Source organism: Pandoraea sp. NE5 (assembly GCF_024363545.1).
GTDB classification, from domain to species: domain Bacteria; phylum Pseudomonadota; class Gammaproteobacteria; order Burkholderiales; family Burkholderiaceae; genus Pandoraea; species Pandoraea cepalis.
Window position 1 is genome coordinate 1,429,046 of the sequence record NZ_AP025517.1, and the last position, 16,579, is coordinate 1,445,624.

General features: G+C 62.6%; 13 protein-coding genes and 1 pseudogene. 4 read left to right on the forward strand and 10 right to left on the reverse strand.

The window, feature by feature from the left end; translation table 11 throughout:
- Positions 1 to 130: 130 nt before the first annotated feature.
- Positions 131 to 2,524, reverse strand: a complete 2,394-nt coding sequence (locus PanNE5_RS06595; RefSeq protein ID WP_261939455.1) for a plasma-membrane proton-efflux P-type ATPase — start codon at positions 2,522 to 2,524, stop codon at positions 131 to 133.
- A gap of 344 nt (positions 2,525 to 2,868) precedes the next feature.
- Between PanNE5_RS06595 and PanNE5_RS06600 the strand changes: the two genes are divergently transcribed.
- From PanNE5_RS06600 to PanNE5_RS06610, 3 genes are all read left to right on the forward strand, one after another.
- The gene (locus PanNE5_RS06600; protein ID WP_261939456.1) at positions 2,869 to 3,417 is read left to right on the forward strand and encodes an aspartate carbamoyltransferase; all 549 of its coding nucleotides are present in this window, start codon (positions 2,869 to 2,871) and stop codon (positions 3,415 to 3,417) included.
- A 25-nt stretch (positions 3,418 to 3,442) separates the two neighbouring features.
- Positions 3,443 to 4,093 carry a Crp/Fnr family transcriptional regulator gene (locus PanNE5_RS06605; protein WP_261939457.1) on the forward strand — a complete coding sequence of 217 codons (651 nt, stop codon included), beginning with the start codon at positions 3,443 to 3,445 and terminating at the stop codon, positions 4,091 to 4,093.
- A gap of 269 nt (positions 4,094 to 4,362) precedes the next feature.
- A complete protein-coding gene (locus PanNE5_RS06610; protein WP_261939458.1) occupies positions 4,363 to 5,361 on the forward strand; it encodes a methyltransferase in 999 nt (332 codons plus the stop codon).
- Between the two features lie 133 nt (positions 5,362 to 5,494).
- Here the strand turns inward: PanNE5_RS06610 and PanNE5_RS06615 are convergent, their stop codons facing one another.
- Genes PanNE5_RS06615 through PanNE5_RS06625 form a run of 3 tightly spaced genes read right to left on the reverse strand, consistent with a single transcriptional unit; the run spans position 5,495 to position 7,122 of the window.
- Positions 5,495 to 5,800 (reverse strand): cupredoxin family copper-binding protein, encoded by a 306-nt coding sequence (locus PanNE5_RS06615; RefSeq protein WP_017231460.1) that lies wholly within the window; start codon positions 5,798 to 5,800, stop codon positions 5,495 to 5,497.
- A 30-nt stretch (positions 5,801 to 5,830) separates the two neighbouring features.
- Positions 5,831 to 6,367 carry a DUF4142 domain-containing protein gene (locus tag PanNE5_RS06620; protein ID WP_017231459.1) on the reverse strand — a complete coding sequence of 179 codons (537 nt, stop codon included), beginning with the start codon at positions 6,365 to 6,367 and terminating at the stop codon, positions 5,831 to 5,833.
- 50 nt (positions 6,368 to 6,417) lie between these two features.
- On the reverse strand, positions 6,418 to 7,122 hold the full coding sequence (locus PanNE5_RS06625; protein ID WP_017231458.1) for an RNA polymerase sigma factor: 705 nt from the start codon (positions 7,120 to 7,122) through the stop codon (positions 6,418 to 6,420).
- A gap of 296 nt (positions 7,123 to 7,418) precedes the next feature.
- Here PanNE5_RS06625 and acnB point away from each other — a divergent pair, with 296 nt between their 5' ends.
- Positions 7,419 to 10,004 carry a bifunctional aconitate hydratase 2/2-methylisocitrate dehydratase gene (gene acnB, locus PanNE5_RS06630; protein WP_261939459.1) on the forward strand — a complete coding sequence of 862 codons (2,586 nt, stop codon included), beginning with the start codon at positions 7,419 to 7,421 and terminating at the stop codon, positions 10,002 to 10,004.
- 199 nt (positions 10,005 to 10,203) lie between these two features.
- Here the strand turns inward: acnB and PanNE5_RS23015 are convergent, their stop codons facing one another.
- The 6 genes and pseudogenes from PanNE5_RS23015 to PanNE5_RS06655 form a co-directional block, all read right to left on the reverse strand.
- Positions 10,204 to 11,886, reverse strand: coding sequence for a rhodanese-like domain-containing protein (locus PanNE5_RS23015; protein ID WP_410007582.1), 1,683 nt, complete (start codon positions 11,884 to 11,886; stop codon positions 10,204 to 10,206).
- Positions 11,887 to 12,462: 576 nt separating this feature from the next.
- Positions 12,463 to 13,464: pseudogene (locus tag PanNE5_RS23020) on the reverse strand (rhodanese-like domain-containing protein); the annotation flags it as partial.
- Positions 13,465 to 13,508: 44 nt separating this feature from the next.
- Positions 13,509 to 14,285, reverse strand: a complete 777-nt coding sequence (locus PanNE5_RS06640; protein WP_261939816.1) for an amino acid ABC transporter ATP-binding protein — start codon at positions 14,283 to 14,285, stop codon at positions 13,509 to 13,511.
- 41 nt (positions 14,286 to 14,326) lie between these two features.
- Positions 14,327 to 15,016 carry an amino acid ABC transporter permease gene (locus tag PanNE5_RS06645; RefSeq protein WP_150563943.1) on the reverse strand — a complete coding sequence of 230 codons (690 nt, stop codon included), beginning with the start codon at positions 15,014 to 15,016 and terminating at the stop codon, positions 14,327 to 14,329.
- Between the two features lie 5 nt (positions 15,017 to 15,021).
- Positions 15,022 to 15,717, reverse strand: coding sequence for an amino acid ABC transporter permease (locus PanNE5_RS06650; protein WP_261939461.1), 696 nt, complete (start codon positions 15,715 to 15,717; stop codon positions 15,022 to 15,024).
- A gap of 17 nt (positions 15,718 to 15,734) precedes the next feature.
- Positions 15,735 to 16,571 (reverse strand): transporter substrate-binding domain-containing protein, encoded by an 837-nt coding sequence (locus PanNE5_RS06655; protein WP_261939462.1) that lies wholly within the window; start codon positions 16,569 to 16,571, stop codon positions 15,735 to 15,737.
- Between the last annotated feature and the right edge of the window lie 8 nt (positions 16,572 to 16,579).

Consider the following 16,579-nt stretch of genomic DNA (forward strand, 5'->3'; position numbering starts at 1 on the left):
GCCATCGCGCAACCTTCACATTGATCGTAGGCGCGCTGCCTTAGCGAACCCTTAGCGCGATCACGCGTTGCCCCTCGGTCATTCATCACACGCGCGTGAGTGAAGTTCAGTGTACGAAACGACGATTTCGCTACCGCTCGACGAGACGGCTGTGCCTGAACACAACGCCTTTGATCGCATCCAGAACGAATGCGAACACGGTCACAGCGACCAGGAGCATGCCGATGAGCGTTATCGGCACAGCCGCCATCAACGTTCCGCTCGCGGCCATGCCACTGACGATGGACACGGCGCTCACGCTCGCCACCACGAGGACCCGGCTGGGCGCCAACGATCCGATTCGCCCGTCGGTGCGCAGCACATAGACGTTGGCCTGCGTTGTAAAGACCAACAGGAGAAATACCAGCGTCTGCATCTGCGCAGGATCCAATCCGAGCCGGCTGCGCGTCGTCGCATAGAGCGACAGTGAGAACACGAGCGACACCGCCGCCAGAACGGCTGCCGCACTGATGAGTTGTCCTACTTGCCAGCGCTGCGGTCGGCTTGCCGGCAGTGTCCTGTCGGCGGCGATACTCATCGTGACAAAGTCATTCGCAAACAGCAGAAGCACGATCAACGGCGACGAGATCACGAAGCCGTGCGTGAACCACAGACCGAGCGTCAGGAACACGACGATTTCCAGCGTCTTGACGACTTTGTTGAGGATGTACGTCAGCATGCGACGATGCACCTCCCGTCCCGCCGCGACCACCGACAATACGCCCTCGAGACCTGGATCGGTCAGCACGACGCCTGCCGCCGCCTTGGCCACGTCGGTCGCGCTGGCGACGGCGATGCCGAGTTCCGCCTGACGCAACGCGGGGGCATCGTTCACGCCATCCCCGGTCATGCCGGTCACGTGTCCTGCCGTTTGTAGCGCGGCAACGATGGCATGCTTCTCTTCAGGCAACACGCGCGCAAAGATGTCGCATTGCTCGGGGTGACGCAGATCCTCGGCATGCGCGGAGCATACGCGCGCACCAAGGCCAAGCCGTTGTCCGATGGCCTTCGCCGTTTCCAGCGCGTCGCCTGTGGCCATGCACACCCGCACCCCAAGGTTGCCCAGCTTGACGATGAGATCGTGGGCATCTTCTCTGGGCGGGTCCGATAGCGCTACGAGGCCGACCATCCGGATAGCGCCAGCGCCCCCTTGCGCAACAGCCAGCACGCGCGCGCCGGCGCCCTCCAACAGCCGCTCCGCTTCGGCAATCGCATCGGGTTGCGCAGGCGACACGCTGCACTGTGCCAGCACGGCACGGGTCGCGCCCTTCAGCGCATACCATTCGGTGCCATCCACGAGATAGACCCCCTCACTGAAGCGCGTCGCGGGATCGAAAGGGCGGAAGGCTTTGCGCACCGGCAGCGCTTGCGCACCGGGTTGGCCACGATGGGCCGCAAGAATAGCGAGGTCCAGGGGGTCTTGCGAAGCATCGTCGCTCGCCAGCGAGGCCGCGCGCAGCACGGCCATGTCATCGAAACCCTCGAAGGCGGTCACTTTCGCGACCGACAACTCGTTCTTCGTCAGCGTGCCAGTCTTATCGGAGAGCAACGTGTCCATCGCCGCAGCCTCTTCAACCGCCGGCAATCGCGTGACCAGCACGCCTTGCTTGGCCAACGTGGCACTCGCCATCGCGGTGGCCAACGTGTAGGTGGCAGGGAGCGCGACCGGCACGGACGCCACGAGCAGCAGCAGCGCGAAGATCGCCGTCTCCGTCATGGGAAGTCCGTGCGTCACAGCGTAGAGAATCACCAGAACGACCAGCACGGCGTCGAACGCGACGAGGCGTTTGACGATCGCGAAAATGGTGCGCTGCATGTGACTCGGTGCATTCGAGGTGCGCACCAGTTCAGCAGTCCGGCCGAAGTAAGTGCGCGCCCCGGTGGCAGTGACCTCGCCACTGCCTTCCCCCTGACGCACGATCGACCCGGTGTAGGCCGGCTGCCCCGGACCGGCGCCAACGGCCAGCGACTCGCCCGTGAGCGCCGATTGATCGAGCGATACGTCGCCGTCGAACAACTTGAGGTCGGCGGGCACGATGTCGCCGGCGCGCACGTGGACGACATCTCCCGGCACGAGTTGGGTGGCCGATAGCCGCATCCATTGCGCGTCGCGCATCACGCGCGCACTGACTTGCAACTGGCGACGCAGCAGTGCCAGCGCGTCCTTGGCGCGACGTTCCTGGACAAATGCGACTGCCGCATTGAAAGCCAACAGAAACAGGATGACGAGGGCCTCCTGAGGTCTGCCCAGCGCCACTTGAAGCACAACGACCGCTTCCAGCATCCACGGCACCGGCCCCCAGAATTTGCCTGCGAACTGACGCCAGGCGGGGAGTTGCACATCCTCGATGACATTGGCGCCGAACCGTTGCAGCCGATCCCGCGCCGCGTGGGCGGTCAGCCCTTTCGTAGGGTCGGTGGGCGGCAGCGGGTCATCCGCTTCGTGATGGACGGCAGATGACGTGACCTGGGAAGGCGTACCCATAGACGTAGTCCTCTCGGTAACCCATCGCCTGCGCGATGGGCCTGCCCGGTCCCCGTCGGGCGACCGGGACGCAATGGGAATCGTACGCCTGATTGCCAGGCCATCATCGGGGGAGCATCAACGTCAGTGCGACGGCGCTTCCAGACGTTACCGCCCGCAGCGCAGCGAATGGTCGAACACCTGGTGGAACGGGCTCGCACTCAATCGTGACTACGCGACGGTATTTCCGGAGCGTCGCACAGTATTGACCGGTTTGAGCGGTATGGCGCGACGTATGATTTCAGTCATAGCCAGCGTGGCTTGCTGCCGGTAGACTTCGAATGCACTTTCGATTGGAGTGATCCATGAAACGCCCTTCAGTGTTGTTAGTTGGGGCCGCGACCGCCGCCCTGTTCGGTGGCGTCGGTTTCTCATCGGTCGCCTTCGCCGACCTCACCGCGCGCCAGGCGACGGTGGCGCAGCACGGGGCGGAGGTGATGCCGTTCTCCTTGGCCGCGACGACCCATGTCTTTACGAAAACGACCACGGGCGGCGTCCAGCAGGTTGTCACAAAGCATCGCGACCCGAAGCAGGTTTCGCTGATCCGCGAGCATATGACCGTCATCGCGCGACAATTCGCGGCGGGCAACTTCGGGGCGCCCGAGACGATTCACGGCAACGACATGCCAGGTCTACAGGTGTTGCAGAACGCCCCGCCGGGCGAACTGAAGGTCAGCTATCGCGACTTGCCGAATGGCGGTGAGATCGTCTATCGCGCGACCGAGCCGCGCGTGGTCGACGCGCTGCATGCATGGTTCGACGCACAGTTGTCCGATCATGGTCATGACGCCATGGCGGGACACGATCCCGGCATGATGCACCACCATCCGATGAACGCTTCGATGGCGAAGTAAGTCGCGCAAACCCACCGGGACACGCATGGCCGACCTCTCCGACGCCCTCACCCCCGGATCGGTGTCCTGTGCGCAAACGTGGCCGGACACACTGCGCGAATCGGCCCGGTTGTGCCGGTACGAAGCGAACACTTATGTGTTCAAGCGCGGACAGCGCGTCGAGTCGGTGTATCTGATTCAAACGGGGCAGGTGCTGTTGCGACGTGACGAAGCGCACGGCGAATCCATCACGCTGCAAACCGGAGGGCCTGGCGATTTCCTGGCCGAGGCGAGCCTCTTCAGCTCTCACTATCACTGTGACGCGTTTAGCGGCAGTGCGAGCGAATTGCTGGCCTTTCCAGCGAAGACCCTGCTGACGTGTCTGCAGCGCGATACCGGATTTGCCATCGATTGGATCCGGCTGCTGTCGCGGCAACTCGTGCGCAGCCGTGCCCGCGCTGAACGTCTGACACTACGCTCGCCTCGCGAGCGTGTGCTGCATTGCCTGCGCCTGGAGTGCGACGACCAGGGACGGTTCAAACCACCCGGAACGCTCATGCAGTGGGCCGCCACGCTCGGCATCGCCCATGAAACGCTCTATCGAACGTTGGCACAACTGGAACACGACGGAACGATTGTGCGTGACGGGGTCGAGATTCGAGAGGTCTCGCGCCGGGGCGACGGCACGACGACATAAGCGGGCGCAGCGCGCCGTGCACTGTGCTCAGCACCGGCGTCTCGTCGACGCCTCCCGCGGCTGCCACGCGTAGACGGGGCACGCACACGCTCGCCCCGCCCACGCAATGGCGAGGCGACGCGTGCGGAATTAAAACGCTGGTACCTGGCAGCGAATTTCCTATACTCGAACAGATTCCCGGAGCCGTCTGCCCGTCGCCCTGTGGGTATGACCGCCCGTCCTCATCGGCAAGGCCGCTTGCAGCGGTATTTCGCGAAAGGACTTTGGTCATGGACGACATCTCTCCGCAAGCCTTCGTAGATGCCTTACTCGGATATCAGAAGACCGCTGCATTGAAAGCCGCCATCGCGCTCGATCTGTTCACCGCGATCGAGCATGAAAAAGGCGAACTTGAGCCGATAGCGAAACGCGTGCAGGCCTCCGAGCGCGGCGTTCGCATTTTGTGCGATTACCTGACCGTGCTGGGGCTGCTGCAGAAGCAGATGGGGCGGTATCTGTTGACGCCGTCGACTGCAGCGTTCCTTACGACTTCATCGCCGGCTTGGATGGGAAGCGTTACTGATTTTCTCGCGGCCCCCGAAATGACGGCGCTGTGGCTGGAGGATCCGGTTGCGTTCGTTCGAAACGGCGGCTCCGTAGGGCTGGGCAACATGTCCCCTGACAACCCCGTCTGGGTGAAATTCGCGCGCGCAATGGTGCCCTTTGTGGCGCCAACCGCGCGGGCGGTGGCCGAACACGTCGGCACATGGCCGGAAGCACCGAAGCGCGTGCTCGACATTGCCGCCGGGCATGGGGTCTTTGGCATTGCGATCGCTCGCGCCTTTCCCGCGGCGGACGTTGTGGCAACCGACTGGCAGGCGGTATTGGAGGTCGCGAAAGAGAACGCTGTCGCGGCCGGTGTAAGCGCGCGCTATCAGACAATCGAGGGCAGCGCGTTTGACGTCGAATGGGGAACGGACTTCGATCTTGTTCTGATCTCGAATTTCCTGCACCACTTCGATCCGCCCACCTGCGTGGGACTGCTCTCGAAAGTGCGCAAGAGCCTCAGGGCCGGAGGGCGAGTGCTCGCGGTGGAGTTCGTGCCTGACGACGATCGCGTCTCGCCGCCCTTCGCCGCGGCATTCTCCTTCATGATGCTCGGATCGACGCCGCGAGGCGATGCATACACCGCGCGTGAGCTCGAGGAGATGGGCCGCGAAGCCGGCTTTTCAAAGATAAGTGTCGCGCCCCTCCCACCGTCGCCCGAGACCCTCGTCGTATTCGAGTAATCGGCGCATCGGCCGCCTTTTCCGACGTCACCGCTCGCCAGGCGGCGGCGCAGCACGGGGCCGAGGCGAGGCCGTTCTCACTGGCGTCGTCCGGCAGAAGATCCGCGCGACGGTAATCGACCGGCAACGGCCCCTACTCGACCCGCAACGTGCCCTTCATCGTTGGGTGAAATCGACAGAAGTAGGGAAAGTTTCCCTTCTTCGTCGGCTTGAACTGCCATGACTCACCGGGCGCGATGCCCTTAGAGTCGAAGTCCCCGGTTTGCGCGGTCACCGTATGGGGGAAAGGGTCGCGGTTGACCCACACGACCGTCTCGCCCACCTTGACGGTCAGAGTCGGCGGTGAGTATTGCATGCTGTCTATCGTGACCGTGTGGACCGCCGGCTCGGCGCAAACGGTCTGCGCCGAGCCCACCGCCATCCCCAGGCTCAATGCCATCAGCAACGCGATCGATGGTCGTCGCATGGTCTAGTAATAGGACTTGCTGGCCAGTTCGCTTTGGATATGTTTCGCGTGGTCCAAATGCGCGACGAAGGCCGGCCGCACCTTGACCAACAGCGCCTTCAACTCGTCGTTCTTGGCGCTCGGAATGAGGGTTTTGTCCATCACGTCGATCACCGCCTCGTGATAGGCAACTTCGTGGTCGATATACGCGTGATCGAATTTCGCCCCCTTGAGTGCCTTCAGCGACTGGATGTTCGTGTCGCCGCCGGTCTTCAGGCTTTGACTGGTGGGGTTGTCTTCAGGCGTGACTTTCAGCTTCTCGACCAGGGCAACGGCCGACTGGTTCACGCCGGTATGATCGACGACCATCCGCTTGGCGAACGCTTTCACGTCTTTGCTTGCCGCCTTGGACTCGGCGAGTTTGCCGGCGTCGATATCGACCTGATTCGCCGTGACGACGATGGATGCGATCTGGGCGTCGTTCGGTGCGGCCCCCTGCGCCATGGCAGCTTGCGCCGCACAGGCGAGCATGCCGGATAAGAGAATGCTTGCAATCTTCATGATATGGAACCTCCGTGTCCTACTCCCAGAAAAGTCCCCAGCGAACCCGGTCAGTGCGATCGGACCATTCCGCGCAGGCGGAGAGCGCCGAGAACGTGATGAACCACCGCGTCACAATCCGCCCCTGCGAAACTGAAAGTACTTTGCAGGTAGGGTTTCACTTGTTCGGCCAGTGACTGACGCAGCATCGTGCGAGCCCGGAGAAACCGTGTCTTCACGACGTCGACGCTGACATCCAGGCAGTAGGCCGTTTCGGCGACGCTCATGTCCTCGACCGCTCGCAGGATGAACACGCACCGGTAAATCGCGGGCAGATTTTCGACCGCCGCCTGCAGGATGTCGCGCACTTGGCTTCGCTCGGCCATGACGTCGGGCGAGTCCCCGCTGGAGGTGCGCAAAGCCATGCTGTTCTCCTGTGAATCGTCGCCGGGCGGATCGTCGTAGTCGAGCGCCAGTTCCCTCCGAGCCATCCGGCCTTGCTTGCGTTGCGCCGTCAGGGCGACGTTGATCGTGATACGCGCCAACCAGGTGCTCAATGCGGCCTCACCGCGAAACGACTCGAGGCGGGTGAAGGCATGCAAGTAAGCTTCCTGCACGACGTCCCGGGCTTCATCATCGTTCGACACCACGCCACGCGCCGTGCGAAACAACAAGCGGTTGTTGCGCCGCATGATGGCTTCGAAGGCGGTGGCGTCGCCGGCGCGAGCGCTTGCGAGCAGATCGGCGTCCGTTCGGGCATCAATGGCCGGTGGCATAGGCAGACTCCGTTGGGAACGCGGTTGACGATGATGTTCGTGTTCGCCTATTAGACGCGCGCCACGGCGAAAAGGTGACAAAGAAAGCGGCGGGGGCGGGGGAGGTCTTCGCCTGTCCCTCTGCTGCTACTGAAACGCTCGCTTACGCAGCACAGGAACGTCTTATATAAGACATAAGACATAAGACGTTTGATCTTATCCGGCATAAGGACTAAAATCACGGGAAACGCAGTCTTGGATAACACCTCGGAGGGCTGAACCCCTCCCCCCGAAACGAATTGCCAGCAGGTCTTCTCATGCTCGAAAACTATCGTGTTCACGTGGCCGCCCGCGCCGCGCTTGGTATTCCGCCCCTGCCGCTGACGGCACAGCAGACCGCTGAACTGGTCGAGCTGCTGACCAATCCGCCGGCGGGTGAAGCGGAAACGCTGCTCGACCTCATCACGAACCGCGTGCCCGCCGGGGTGGACGAAGCCGCGCGCGTGAAGGCCGGTTTTCTCGCCGCCGTCGCCAAGGGTGAGACCGCCTGCTCGCTCATCTCGCGCGCCCGTGCGACCGAACTGCTCGGCACCATGCTGGGCGGCTACAACATCCAGCCGCTCATCGAGCTGCTGTCCGACGCCGAAGTCGGCACCGTGGCTGCCGACGCCCTCAAGAAAACGCTCCTGATGTTCGATCAGTTCCACGATGTCAAGGAATTGGCCGACAAGGGCAACGCCAACGCCCGCGCGGTGCTGCAAAGCTGGGCCGACGCCGAATGGTTCACGAGCCGTCCGGAAGTGCCGCAGAGCCTGACCATCACCGTATTCAAGGTGACGGGCGAAACCAACACCGACGACCTGTCGCCGGCACCGGACGCCACCACCCGCCCGGATATTCCGATGCACGCGCTGGCGATGCTCAAGAACGCGCGCCCCGGCATCACCCCGGAAGAAGACGGCAAGCGCGGCCCGATCAAGTTCATCGAGTCGCTCAAGGAAAAGGGCCATCTCGTCGCCTATGTGGGTGACGTGGTCGGCACCGGCTCCTCGCGCAAGTCGGCCACCAACTCGGTGCTGTGGTTCACGGGCGAAGACATCCCCTTCATCCCGAACAAGCGCTTCGGCGGCGTGTGTCTGGGCAGCAAGATCGCCCCGATCTTCTACAACACGATGGAAGACGCCGGCGCGCTGCCGATCGAACTCGACGTGTCGAAGATGGAAATGGGCGATGTGGTCGAACTGCGCCCGTACGAAGGCAAGGCCCTCAAGAACGGGGAAGTGATCGCCGAATTCCAGGTCAAGTCCGACGTGCTGTTCGACGAAGTGCGCGCCGGCGGCCGTATTCCGCTGATCATCGGCCGCGGCCTCACGGCCAAGGCGCGCGAAGCGCTGGGCCTGCCCGCGTCGACCCTGTTCCGTCTGCCGCAGCAACCGGTCGACAACGGCCGCGGCTTCTCGCTGGCGCAAAAGATGGTCGGCCGCGCCTGCGGTCTGCCCGAAGGCCAGGGGATCCGCCCGGGCACGTACTGCGAACCGAAGATGACCTCGGTCGGCTCGCAGGACACCACCGGTCCGATGACCCGTGACGAACTCAAGGATCTGGCCTGCCTCGGCTTCTCGGCCGATCTCGTCATGCAATCGTTCTGCCACACCGCCGCCTATCCGAAGCCGGTGGACGTCAAGACGCACCAGACCCTGCCGAACTTCATCAGCACGCGCGGCGGCATTGCGCTGCGTCCGGGCGACGGCGTGATTCACTCGTGGCTCAACCGCATGCTGCTGCCGGACACCGTCGGTACCGGCGGCGACTCGCATACGCGCTTCCCGATCGGCATCAGCTTCCCGGCAGGCTCGGGTTTGGTCGCCTTCGCCGCGGCCACCGGCACGATGCCGCTGGACATGCCGGAATCGGTGCTCGTGCGCTTCAAGGGCAAGATGCAGCCGGGCGTCACGCTGCGCGATCTCGTTAACGCGATTCCGCTGTACGCCATCAAGCAAGGCATGCTGACGGTCGCCAAGCAGGGCAAGAAGAACATCTTCTCCGGCCGCGTGCTCGAAATCGAAGGCCTGCCCGATCTGAAGGTCGAGCAAGCGTTCGAACTCTCGGATGCCTCCGCCGAACGTTCGGCCGCCGGTTGCACGGTGCACCTGAACAAGGAACCGATCATCGAGTACCTCAACAGCAACGTCACGCTGCTGAAGTGGATGATTGCGCAGGGCTACCAGGATCCGCGCAGCCTGCAACGCCGCATCGCGGCCATGGAGCAGTGGCTGGCCGATCCGCAACTGCTGTCGCCGGACGCGGATGCCGAGTACGCCGCGGTCATCGAGATCGATCTGGCCGACATCCACGAACCGATCGTGGCCTGCCCGAATGATCCGGACGACGTGAAGACCCTGTCGGACGTGGCCGGCGCGAAGATCGACGAAGTGTTCATCGGGTCGTGCATGACCAACATCGGTCACTTCCGCGCGGCATCGAAGCTGCTCGAAGGCAAGCGCGACATTCCGGTCAAGCTGTGGGTGGCCCCGCCGACGAAGATGGACCAGAAGCAGTTGACCGAAGAAGGTCACTACGGCGTGTTCGGTACGGCGGGTGCGCGTACGGAAATGCCGGGCTGTTCGCTGTGCATGGGTAACCAGGCACAGGTGCGCGAAGGTGCAACGGTCATGTCGACGTCGACCCGCAACTTCCCGAACCGTCTGGGTAAGAACACGAACGTGTATCTCGGCTCGGCGGAACTGGCGGCGATCTGCTCGCGTCTGGGCAAGATTCCGAGCAGGGAAGAGTACATGGCCGACATGGGCGTGCTCGCCACCGACGGCGACAAGATCTACAAGTACATGAACTTCGACCAAATCGAAGACTTCAAGGAAGTCGCCGACACAGTGCAGATGTAAGTTTGATGGCGCGTTACGGTACGTTGGTTGGGCCGTAATGCGGGAAGCACAGTGAAATGGCGCCGCGAACCTTCAGTTCGCGGCGCCATTTTTTATGCTCATCGGTGCGGATGAACCGGCGGCATTCACCAGCCCGCCGACCGGTTCATGGATGAAGCTGTCAGCGGACTAAGGTACGGGCAAAGGCTAACTCAGTGGATCACCGCCCCCCGCGCATGTCGAACTCGGCCAACTCGTCGGAATCAAGCTGTGCGATGAGTCCGGTTTCCCATTCCAGATAGCGCCGCGCCGCCTCTCGGTTACCTTCGTGCCGGTCGTGCACGAAGAACAGAAAGTCGATGCAGGCCTGATCCGACGGCTGATCCGGTGAGCTTTCGCAAGGCAGCCCGGCGGCCACCCACGCGGCGAAGCCGCCCGTCAGCACCGACACACTCGAGACATCGCGACGCGCCAGCAATTCTGCCGCCGCTAGCGCAGCAACGGCATCATCGTCAGCAACGAGCACGACGTCCGAGCGATCGGACGGTAACGCGAGCGTCGCGAGGCGCGGTCGAATCGACCAGATGGCGCCCGCCATGTGCGCGCGCCTGAACGCCATGCTCGAGCGGACATCAATCACGCAGACCTTCGCATCGTATCGACGCGCCGATAGCTCCCGCGCGTCAATGCCTGGCAGAGCCTGCGCTCGCCACCCGTCCGGGCGCGGCAGCGTCAGCCCGCTACGCAAGCCGGCCGACAGAACGTAGGTGTCATGGCCAAGTTGCCGCAGCCAACTAGCGATGACGGGTGCCCGAACGCCGTCGTCGTCAAATACGATCACCTTCGCGCGGCGCACACCGACGTAGCGGTCCGTTGCGTGCACAAGCTGCCCGCCTGGCACGTGGCGTGCGCCAGAAAGACTGCCAGCGGCGTATTCGTCAGCCGTCCGCACGTCGAAGAGAAACACGGAATGTTCGCCTTCCGCCTGCCATCGCACGACCGCGTCAGCATCGACGCTCGGCACCCCGAAGCGCTCCGCGAGCGCCACGCTTGCAACTTGCGCCGCGGCAAGCGCGGCAGGCGACACAGTGTCCGAATAGCGCCGTTCGTCCCCATGTTCAAGCGCGTGGTCGGCCAAATACCAGCCCTGCGTTCCGTTCTCGAGCGCCAGCACGCGGTCCTTGGGCCAGCCCAGATTGATCAAGGTTTGGGCGCCCACAATGCTGCGCGTACGTCCGGCGCAGTGGACGACGAGGATCGCCTCGTTGCTGCCCGGCAAATCATCGACGCGAAGCGCCAATTCGCCGTTTGGCACACAAATTGAACCGGGCACCGACATTTTTCGGTGTTCGTCAATGGGGCGTCCATCGAGCAGCAATACATTGCGCCCACTAGCACGCCAAGCGACGAGCTCGTCGGCGCCGACGCGCGGCGTGTCGTATGCATGCTCGATCAGTTCCCCAAAGACCTTCGACGGAACGTTCACGCCGCTGAACACGTTCAGCCCGGCGTCTCGCCACGCATGCATGCCGTCGTTGAGAACATGCACTTTCGTATATCCGAGCGCGGCCAGCCTCTGCGAGGCCCGCGCAGCGACCGGCGGCGCGCCGTCATCGCTGCTTTCACTGCCGCCGTCGAATACGACGACCCTGACATCTTTTCGTGGCGCAAGCCGTTCGGCATCGATTTCTAGCCGGCTGTACGGTAGCGACACCGCGAAGAGCGGGTGTCCTTCGCCATATTGACCATGTTCGCGAACGTCGAAGAGTGCGATTTCGTCGCCGTCGTGCAGCCATCGCTTCAGCGTGGGCGCGTCGATCGATCTTCCACCCAACCCGAAAGAATGGCCGTCTGCGGCTACTTGCGCAAGCAGATGCTTCTCCCAATCGAGATACGCGCGCATCGCGTCAGCATTACCTTGGCGACGATCATTCGCCCAATACAGCACATCTACACGCGCGTCTTGCGACAATGCGCTTTCGGGAGACGCCTCGATTGGAAGCCCTTCCTCGCGCCAAGCGCGCAGCCCGCCGGCCACAACGGCGATCGCTACGTCTTCACCAGCGATTTCGGCCAGATCGAGCGCGGCCAGATGGGCAGTAGCCGCATCGCTCGAAAAAAGCACGAGCGACCGGCCATCTCGAACGTGCGCCTTGATCTTCTCCAGGCGCGCTCGATTCGCCCACACCGCGCCGGGCGGATGTGCCGCGAGATAGTCCGCACTCGAATCGAACGAAACGGCGAGTGCGCCGGATCGAATTCGCTCCATCGCATCGGCTGGCGCAATTTCGCAGGCACCCCGAACGCCGGCACTCCATTCGCGCTCGACTCGCGCCGCTCGATCTGCCGCGTCGGCGCCGACGGCGTAGCCGTTAACCTGAGCTGCGTCCGAAGACGGCGCATCTATGCCGAACGCGTCCGTCAGCACGTAGACGTCCCAGCCCATATGCTTAAGCCAGTGCGCGGTCATCGTCGCACGCGCGTTGTCCGAATCGATCAGCACGACACGTGCATTCAAAGTGCCGACCCATTGATCGGTCGCCTGAATCAACTGCCCACCCGGCGCCGACCTCGTACCGGGGAGGTGGCCGCATGCAAATTCCTGGGGTGTACGGACGTCGAACGCGTACGTCGTGCGACGCGCCTGCTGTGCTTCGGACATCCAGTCGTCGAACGTCGAGCGATCAATGCGTGCGATGCCGAAGCGGCGAGCGACTCCCGCCGCGCGCTCGGCTGCGCGTGCACCACCCGCCGCGCTCACCGAAGGAAAGCGGCGGTGCATGCCTACCTCCAGCTCGAAGCCCGCGAGGCGCCAACCGTGGTTGCCATCCGCAAGCGCAACGACACGATTTGGCACGCCGGAATTGATCAGCGTCTGGGCGCCGACGATGCCACGCGTGCGTCCGCCACACGCAACGACAACCAGCGTATCAGGCGACGACACGAGATCGTCGAATCGATAGACCAATTCCCCACCCGGGCAAGATACGGCGGACGGCACATGCCGGGCGGCGTGCTCCGCTTCCGTGCGCGGGTCAAGCACGATCACCTCGGCATTGGCATCCAACAATTCCGCCAACTGACCTGCATCGATCGAAGGCGTGCCGAAAGTATGCTCAACCCACTCGCCAAAGGCCTTGCTCGGGACATAAATGCCTTGAAATACCTCGTTGCCCGCCATACGCCACGCTGGTACGCCCCCCCGTACTACACCTACCTGCGTATAGCCGAGCGCATGCAGCCGTTCACGCGCGCGCGATGCGATGCCGTTTCCATGATCGATCAGCAGGACCGGACAGGTGCGGCGCGGCACAAGCGGCGGCACCAGCAGTTCGAGCCGGCTATACGGCACGTTAATCGCCCGCAGCAAATGGCCGAGTCCGAATTCGCCCTCCTCGCCGACGTCGATGAGCGCGAACTCGTCTCTACCCGCCAACCATTGCTTCAATTGCTCGATCGAGACGTCGTCGAGATGCATCATCTACCTTTCTCCAATGTCGATACGGTGGCGCTACGAAGACGCGCTCATGCGCCCGCGGCCGGCTGCAAAACAGGATGGGAATCGGCCAACGGCTGAGGCCGGACCACGTCTGATAGAAATTGGCGCGCACGCGGGTGGCGCGGCGCCGAAAAGAATTGTTGCGGCGTCGTATCTTCGAGGAGCGTGCCGGCATCCATGAACCAGATCCGGTCGGCCACATCGGCCGCGAAGCCCATCTCGTGCGTGACAACCACCATCGTCATGCCGTCCGCCGCGAGTGCTTTCATGACGCCAAGCACCTCGCACACCATCTCGGGATCCAGCGCACTGGTTGGCTCGTCGAACAGGATCAGCGGGGGTTGCAGCGCCAACGCGCGCGCGATTGCAACGCGCTGCTGCTGCCCTCCCGACAACATGCTCGGCATTGCGTCCGCGCGATGGCCGAGTCCAACCCGTTCCAGCAGCGCCGTTGCGCGCTGCTCGGCGCGCTGCCGCGACGTTCCAGCCACCTTCATCTGCGCAAGCATGACGTTCTGGAGTGCCGACAAGTGCGGAAACAAATTGAACTGCTGAAACACGAAGCCAATTCCGGCGCGCAATGCGTTCAGACTCCGTCCTTTGGCGTGGATGTCATTGCCGTCAACGCGGATCGCGCCGCCGCCGATATCCTCCAAACGATTCACGGTGCGGATCAATGTCGACTTGCCGGAGCCCGACGGCCCGCAGACGACGACCACTTCACCTTTGTTCACGCTCCCGCTGACGCCGTTCAGCGCGTGATACTTGCCATACCATTTCTGTACGTTGTCGAACTCGATCATCGCGTCCATTTCCAATCCTTTGCTCATCACTTGCCGAATGCTCATTGCGCCGCTCGTCGCCGCTGGATACGTCTGTCCAGCATTCGCGCAAGCGCTGAAAGCGATGCACAGGCCAGCAGATAAAACCCGGCCAGCACTAGAAAAACCTGCAGCGCATTCGTCGTTTCCATGCTATTGACCTGCTGCGCCGAGAACGTCACTTCCTGCACGCCGATCACATACACGATCGAGGTTGCCTTGATCGTCGACACGAACTGATTGACGAACGAAGGAATCATGTTCACCAGCGCCTGCGGCAACAGCACGTGCCGTAGCGCTTGCAGGTACGACAAACCTGATGCGCGGGCCGCCTCGATTTGCCCGCGCGGCAATGCGAGTAATCCGGCCCGCACGATCTCGCTGAGAAACGCCGCCTCGTAGGCGACGATTGCTGCGAGCGCCGTGTGGAACGCCGAAATGGTCCGCCCAGTGGCAAGCGGAATCACGTAGTAGGCCCAAAACACAATCATCAGGAGCGGGATACCACGCAGCGTGTAAACCCAGGCGAATGCGGGCCAGCGCAGTACTCGCCAAGGACTCATTCTTGCCAGACCGAGCGCAAGTGCGACTGGAAACGCCAGCCCCAAGCCCAGGACCGCAAGGATCAGTGTCAACGCGAAGCCGCCGATCGGCCCTCTCGGCCAGCCTCCCACCAGAAAGACCAGGAGGTATCGATGCAGAATGTCGAACATCGCGCTCACCCCCTCGGCGCCGGCGCATAGCGCCGGGACAACCACGCGCCCAGGCCCATCAGAAGCCAACAGGACATTAGATAAAACACCGTCGATACCGCGAACACTTCGAACGCGCGAAACGTTTGGTTTTCGATCGCATGCACTTGATACGTCATTTCCGCTACCCCGATCACCATCGAAAGGCTCGTGTCCTTGAAAAGGATCAGCGAGCGGTTGAGCAGCGACGGCAGTCCGATACGCAGCGCCTGCGGCAACAACACGTAACGCATCGATCCGCCGGCGCTCAGGCCGATCGAGCGCGCCGCTTCAATTTGCCCGTACGGAACCGAGCGCAGTCCCGAGCGAATGTCCTCCGAAAAGTACGCGGCGGCGTTGAGAGACAATGCAACGGCAGCCAATAGGAACTCGCTGTCGTGGTGGTTGATCCAGAGCTGGATGACACGAGGCAGCATCTGTGGCACCCCGAAATACCAGACCATGATCTGCACGACGGTCGGCACGTTGCGGTGGTAGATGACGAACGCGCTCATCAACGCGGCGATCGGCTTAGCGGGTACTACCCGCAGCACGACGATCACCAGCGCGACGATGAAGCTGCCGACCCACGCACACGCGAACAGGGACAACGTGGTGCGCGCGCCTGAGGCGAGCAGGTCGGCAAAACCGTTCGTCAGGAGGAACGAAAGATTAAATTGCATCGTTCAATTTGGCCAAATCAGGGCTGATCGACGGGTTCGACCTTGAAGGTGCGAGTCAGCTTGTAGATCGACTGCGACCCGAGCCACTTGTCGTAAATCGCACTGAGCGCACCGCTACGATCCATTTGGGTGACCACTTGGTTAATCGCAGCCAAGAGCGCCGCATTGCCCTTCTTCACGACGATTCCCATATGTTCGGTGAATACGGGTTGCGGCAGCAGCACGGTCGGGTCGTCCCCGCTTTTCGTATTGTTCTGAAAGCGGATCAAACCCAATTCACCGCCCACCACGCCGTCAACCTTCTCGTCCTGCAGCGCGAGATAGCATGCGGCGATGTCGCTAAACGTAATGATTTTTGCCTGCTTGAGCACTTGGCCTGCTATTGCGGCCGAGCCGGAGCCGCTGGTCGCGCACACGCGAGCACCCTTGAGCTGCGAGATGTCGGTGACGCCCGACTTCCTTTTGACCAGAACACGGATCGCGTCCTGCAGGTACTGCAGGCTATAGTCGACTTGTTGCGCGCGCTGCGGCAGATAAGTCATTGAGCCTGCGACCACGTCAACCCGACCCATATCCAATTCCGCGATTCTCGCCTCGGTCGACATCGGCTTGTGCTCGAGCGCAACGCCTAGCCCGGCGGCAAGCGCATGACACATATCGACGTCATAACCAACGAAAGTGCGGGTCTTAGGATCCTGATACGCATACGGAGCAGTCGCGTTCTGGGTACCGCAAATCAACTTGCCGCGCGCTTTGATTTCCGCGAGCGTGGCTGCGTGCGCGCCCGTCGTCAGTAGCGACGACGTCAGTACTGCGAACAACGCCGCGATTTTCCAGAAGATGCCTTTACTCATGTTCGTCT

Coding starts and splice junctions, on each gene's coding strand:
- PanNE5_RS06595 (WP_261939455.1), bottom strand. CDS start 2,524: ATGGGTACGCCTTCCCAGGTCACGTCATCTGCCGTCCATCACGAAGCG.
- PanNE5_RS06600 (WP_261939456.1), top strand. CDS start 2,869: ATGAAACGCCCTTCAGTGTTGTTAGTTGGGGCCGCGACCGCCGCCCTG.
- PanNE5_RS06605 (WP_261939457.1), top strand. CDS start 3,443: ATGGCCGACCTCTCCGACGCCCTCACCCCCGGATCGGTGTCCTGTGCG.
- PanNE5_RS06610 (WP_261939458.1), top strand. CDS start 4,363: ATGGACGACATCTCTCCGCAAGCCTTCGTAGATGCCTTACTCGGATAT.
- PanNE5_RS06615 (WP_017231460.1), bottom strand. CDS start 5,800: ATGGCATTGAGCCTGGGGATGGCGGTGGGCTCGGCGCAGACCGTTTGC.
- PanNE5_RS06620 (WP_017231459.1), bottom strand. CDS start 6,367: ATGAAGATTGCAAGCATTCTCTTATCCGGCATGCTCGCCTGTGCGGCG.
- PanNE5_RS06625 (WP_017231458.1), bottom strand. CDS start 7,122: ATGCCACCGGCCATTGATGCCCGAACGGACGCCGATCTGCTCGCAAGC.
- acnB (WP_261939459.1), top strand. CDS start 7,419: ATGCTCGAAAACTATCGTGTTCACGTGGCCGCCCGCGCCGCGCTTGGT.
- PanNE5_RS23015 (WP_410007582.1), bottom strand. CDS start 11,886: ATGCGCGCGTATCTCGATTGGGAGAAGCATCTGCTTGCGCAAGTAGCC.
- PanNE5_RS06640 (WP_261939816.1), bottom strand. CDS start 14,285: ATGATCGAGTTCGACAACGTACAGAAATGGTATGGCAAGTATCACGCG.
- PanNE5_RS06645 (WP_150563943.1), bottom strand. CDS start 15,016: ATGTTCGACATTCTGCATCGATACCTCCTGGTCTTTCTGGTGGGAGGC.
- PanNE5_RS06650 (WP_261939461.1), bottom strand. CDS start 15,717: ATGCAATTTAATCTTTCGTTCCTCCTGACGAACGGTTTTGCCGACCTG.
- PanNE5_RS06655 (WP_261939462.1), bottom strand. CDS start 16,571: ATGAGTAAAGGCATCTTCTGGAAAATCGCGGCGTTGTTCGCAGTACTG.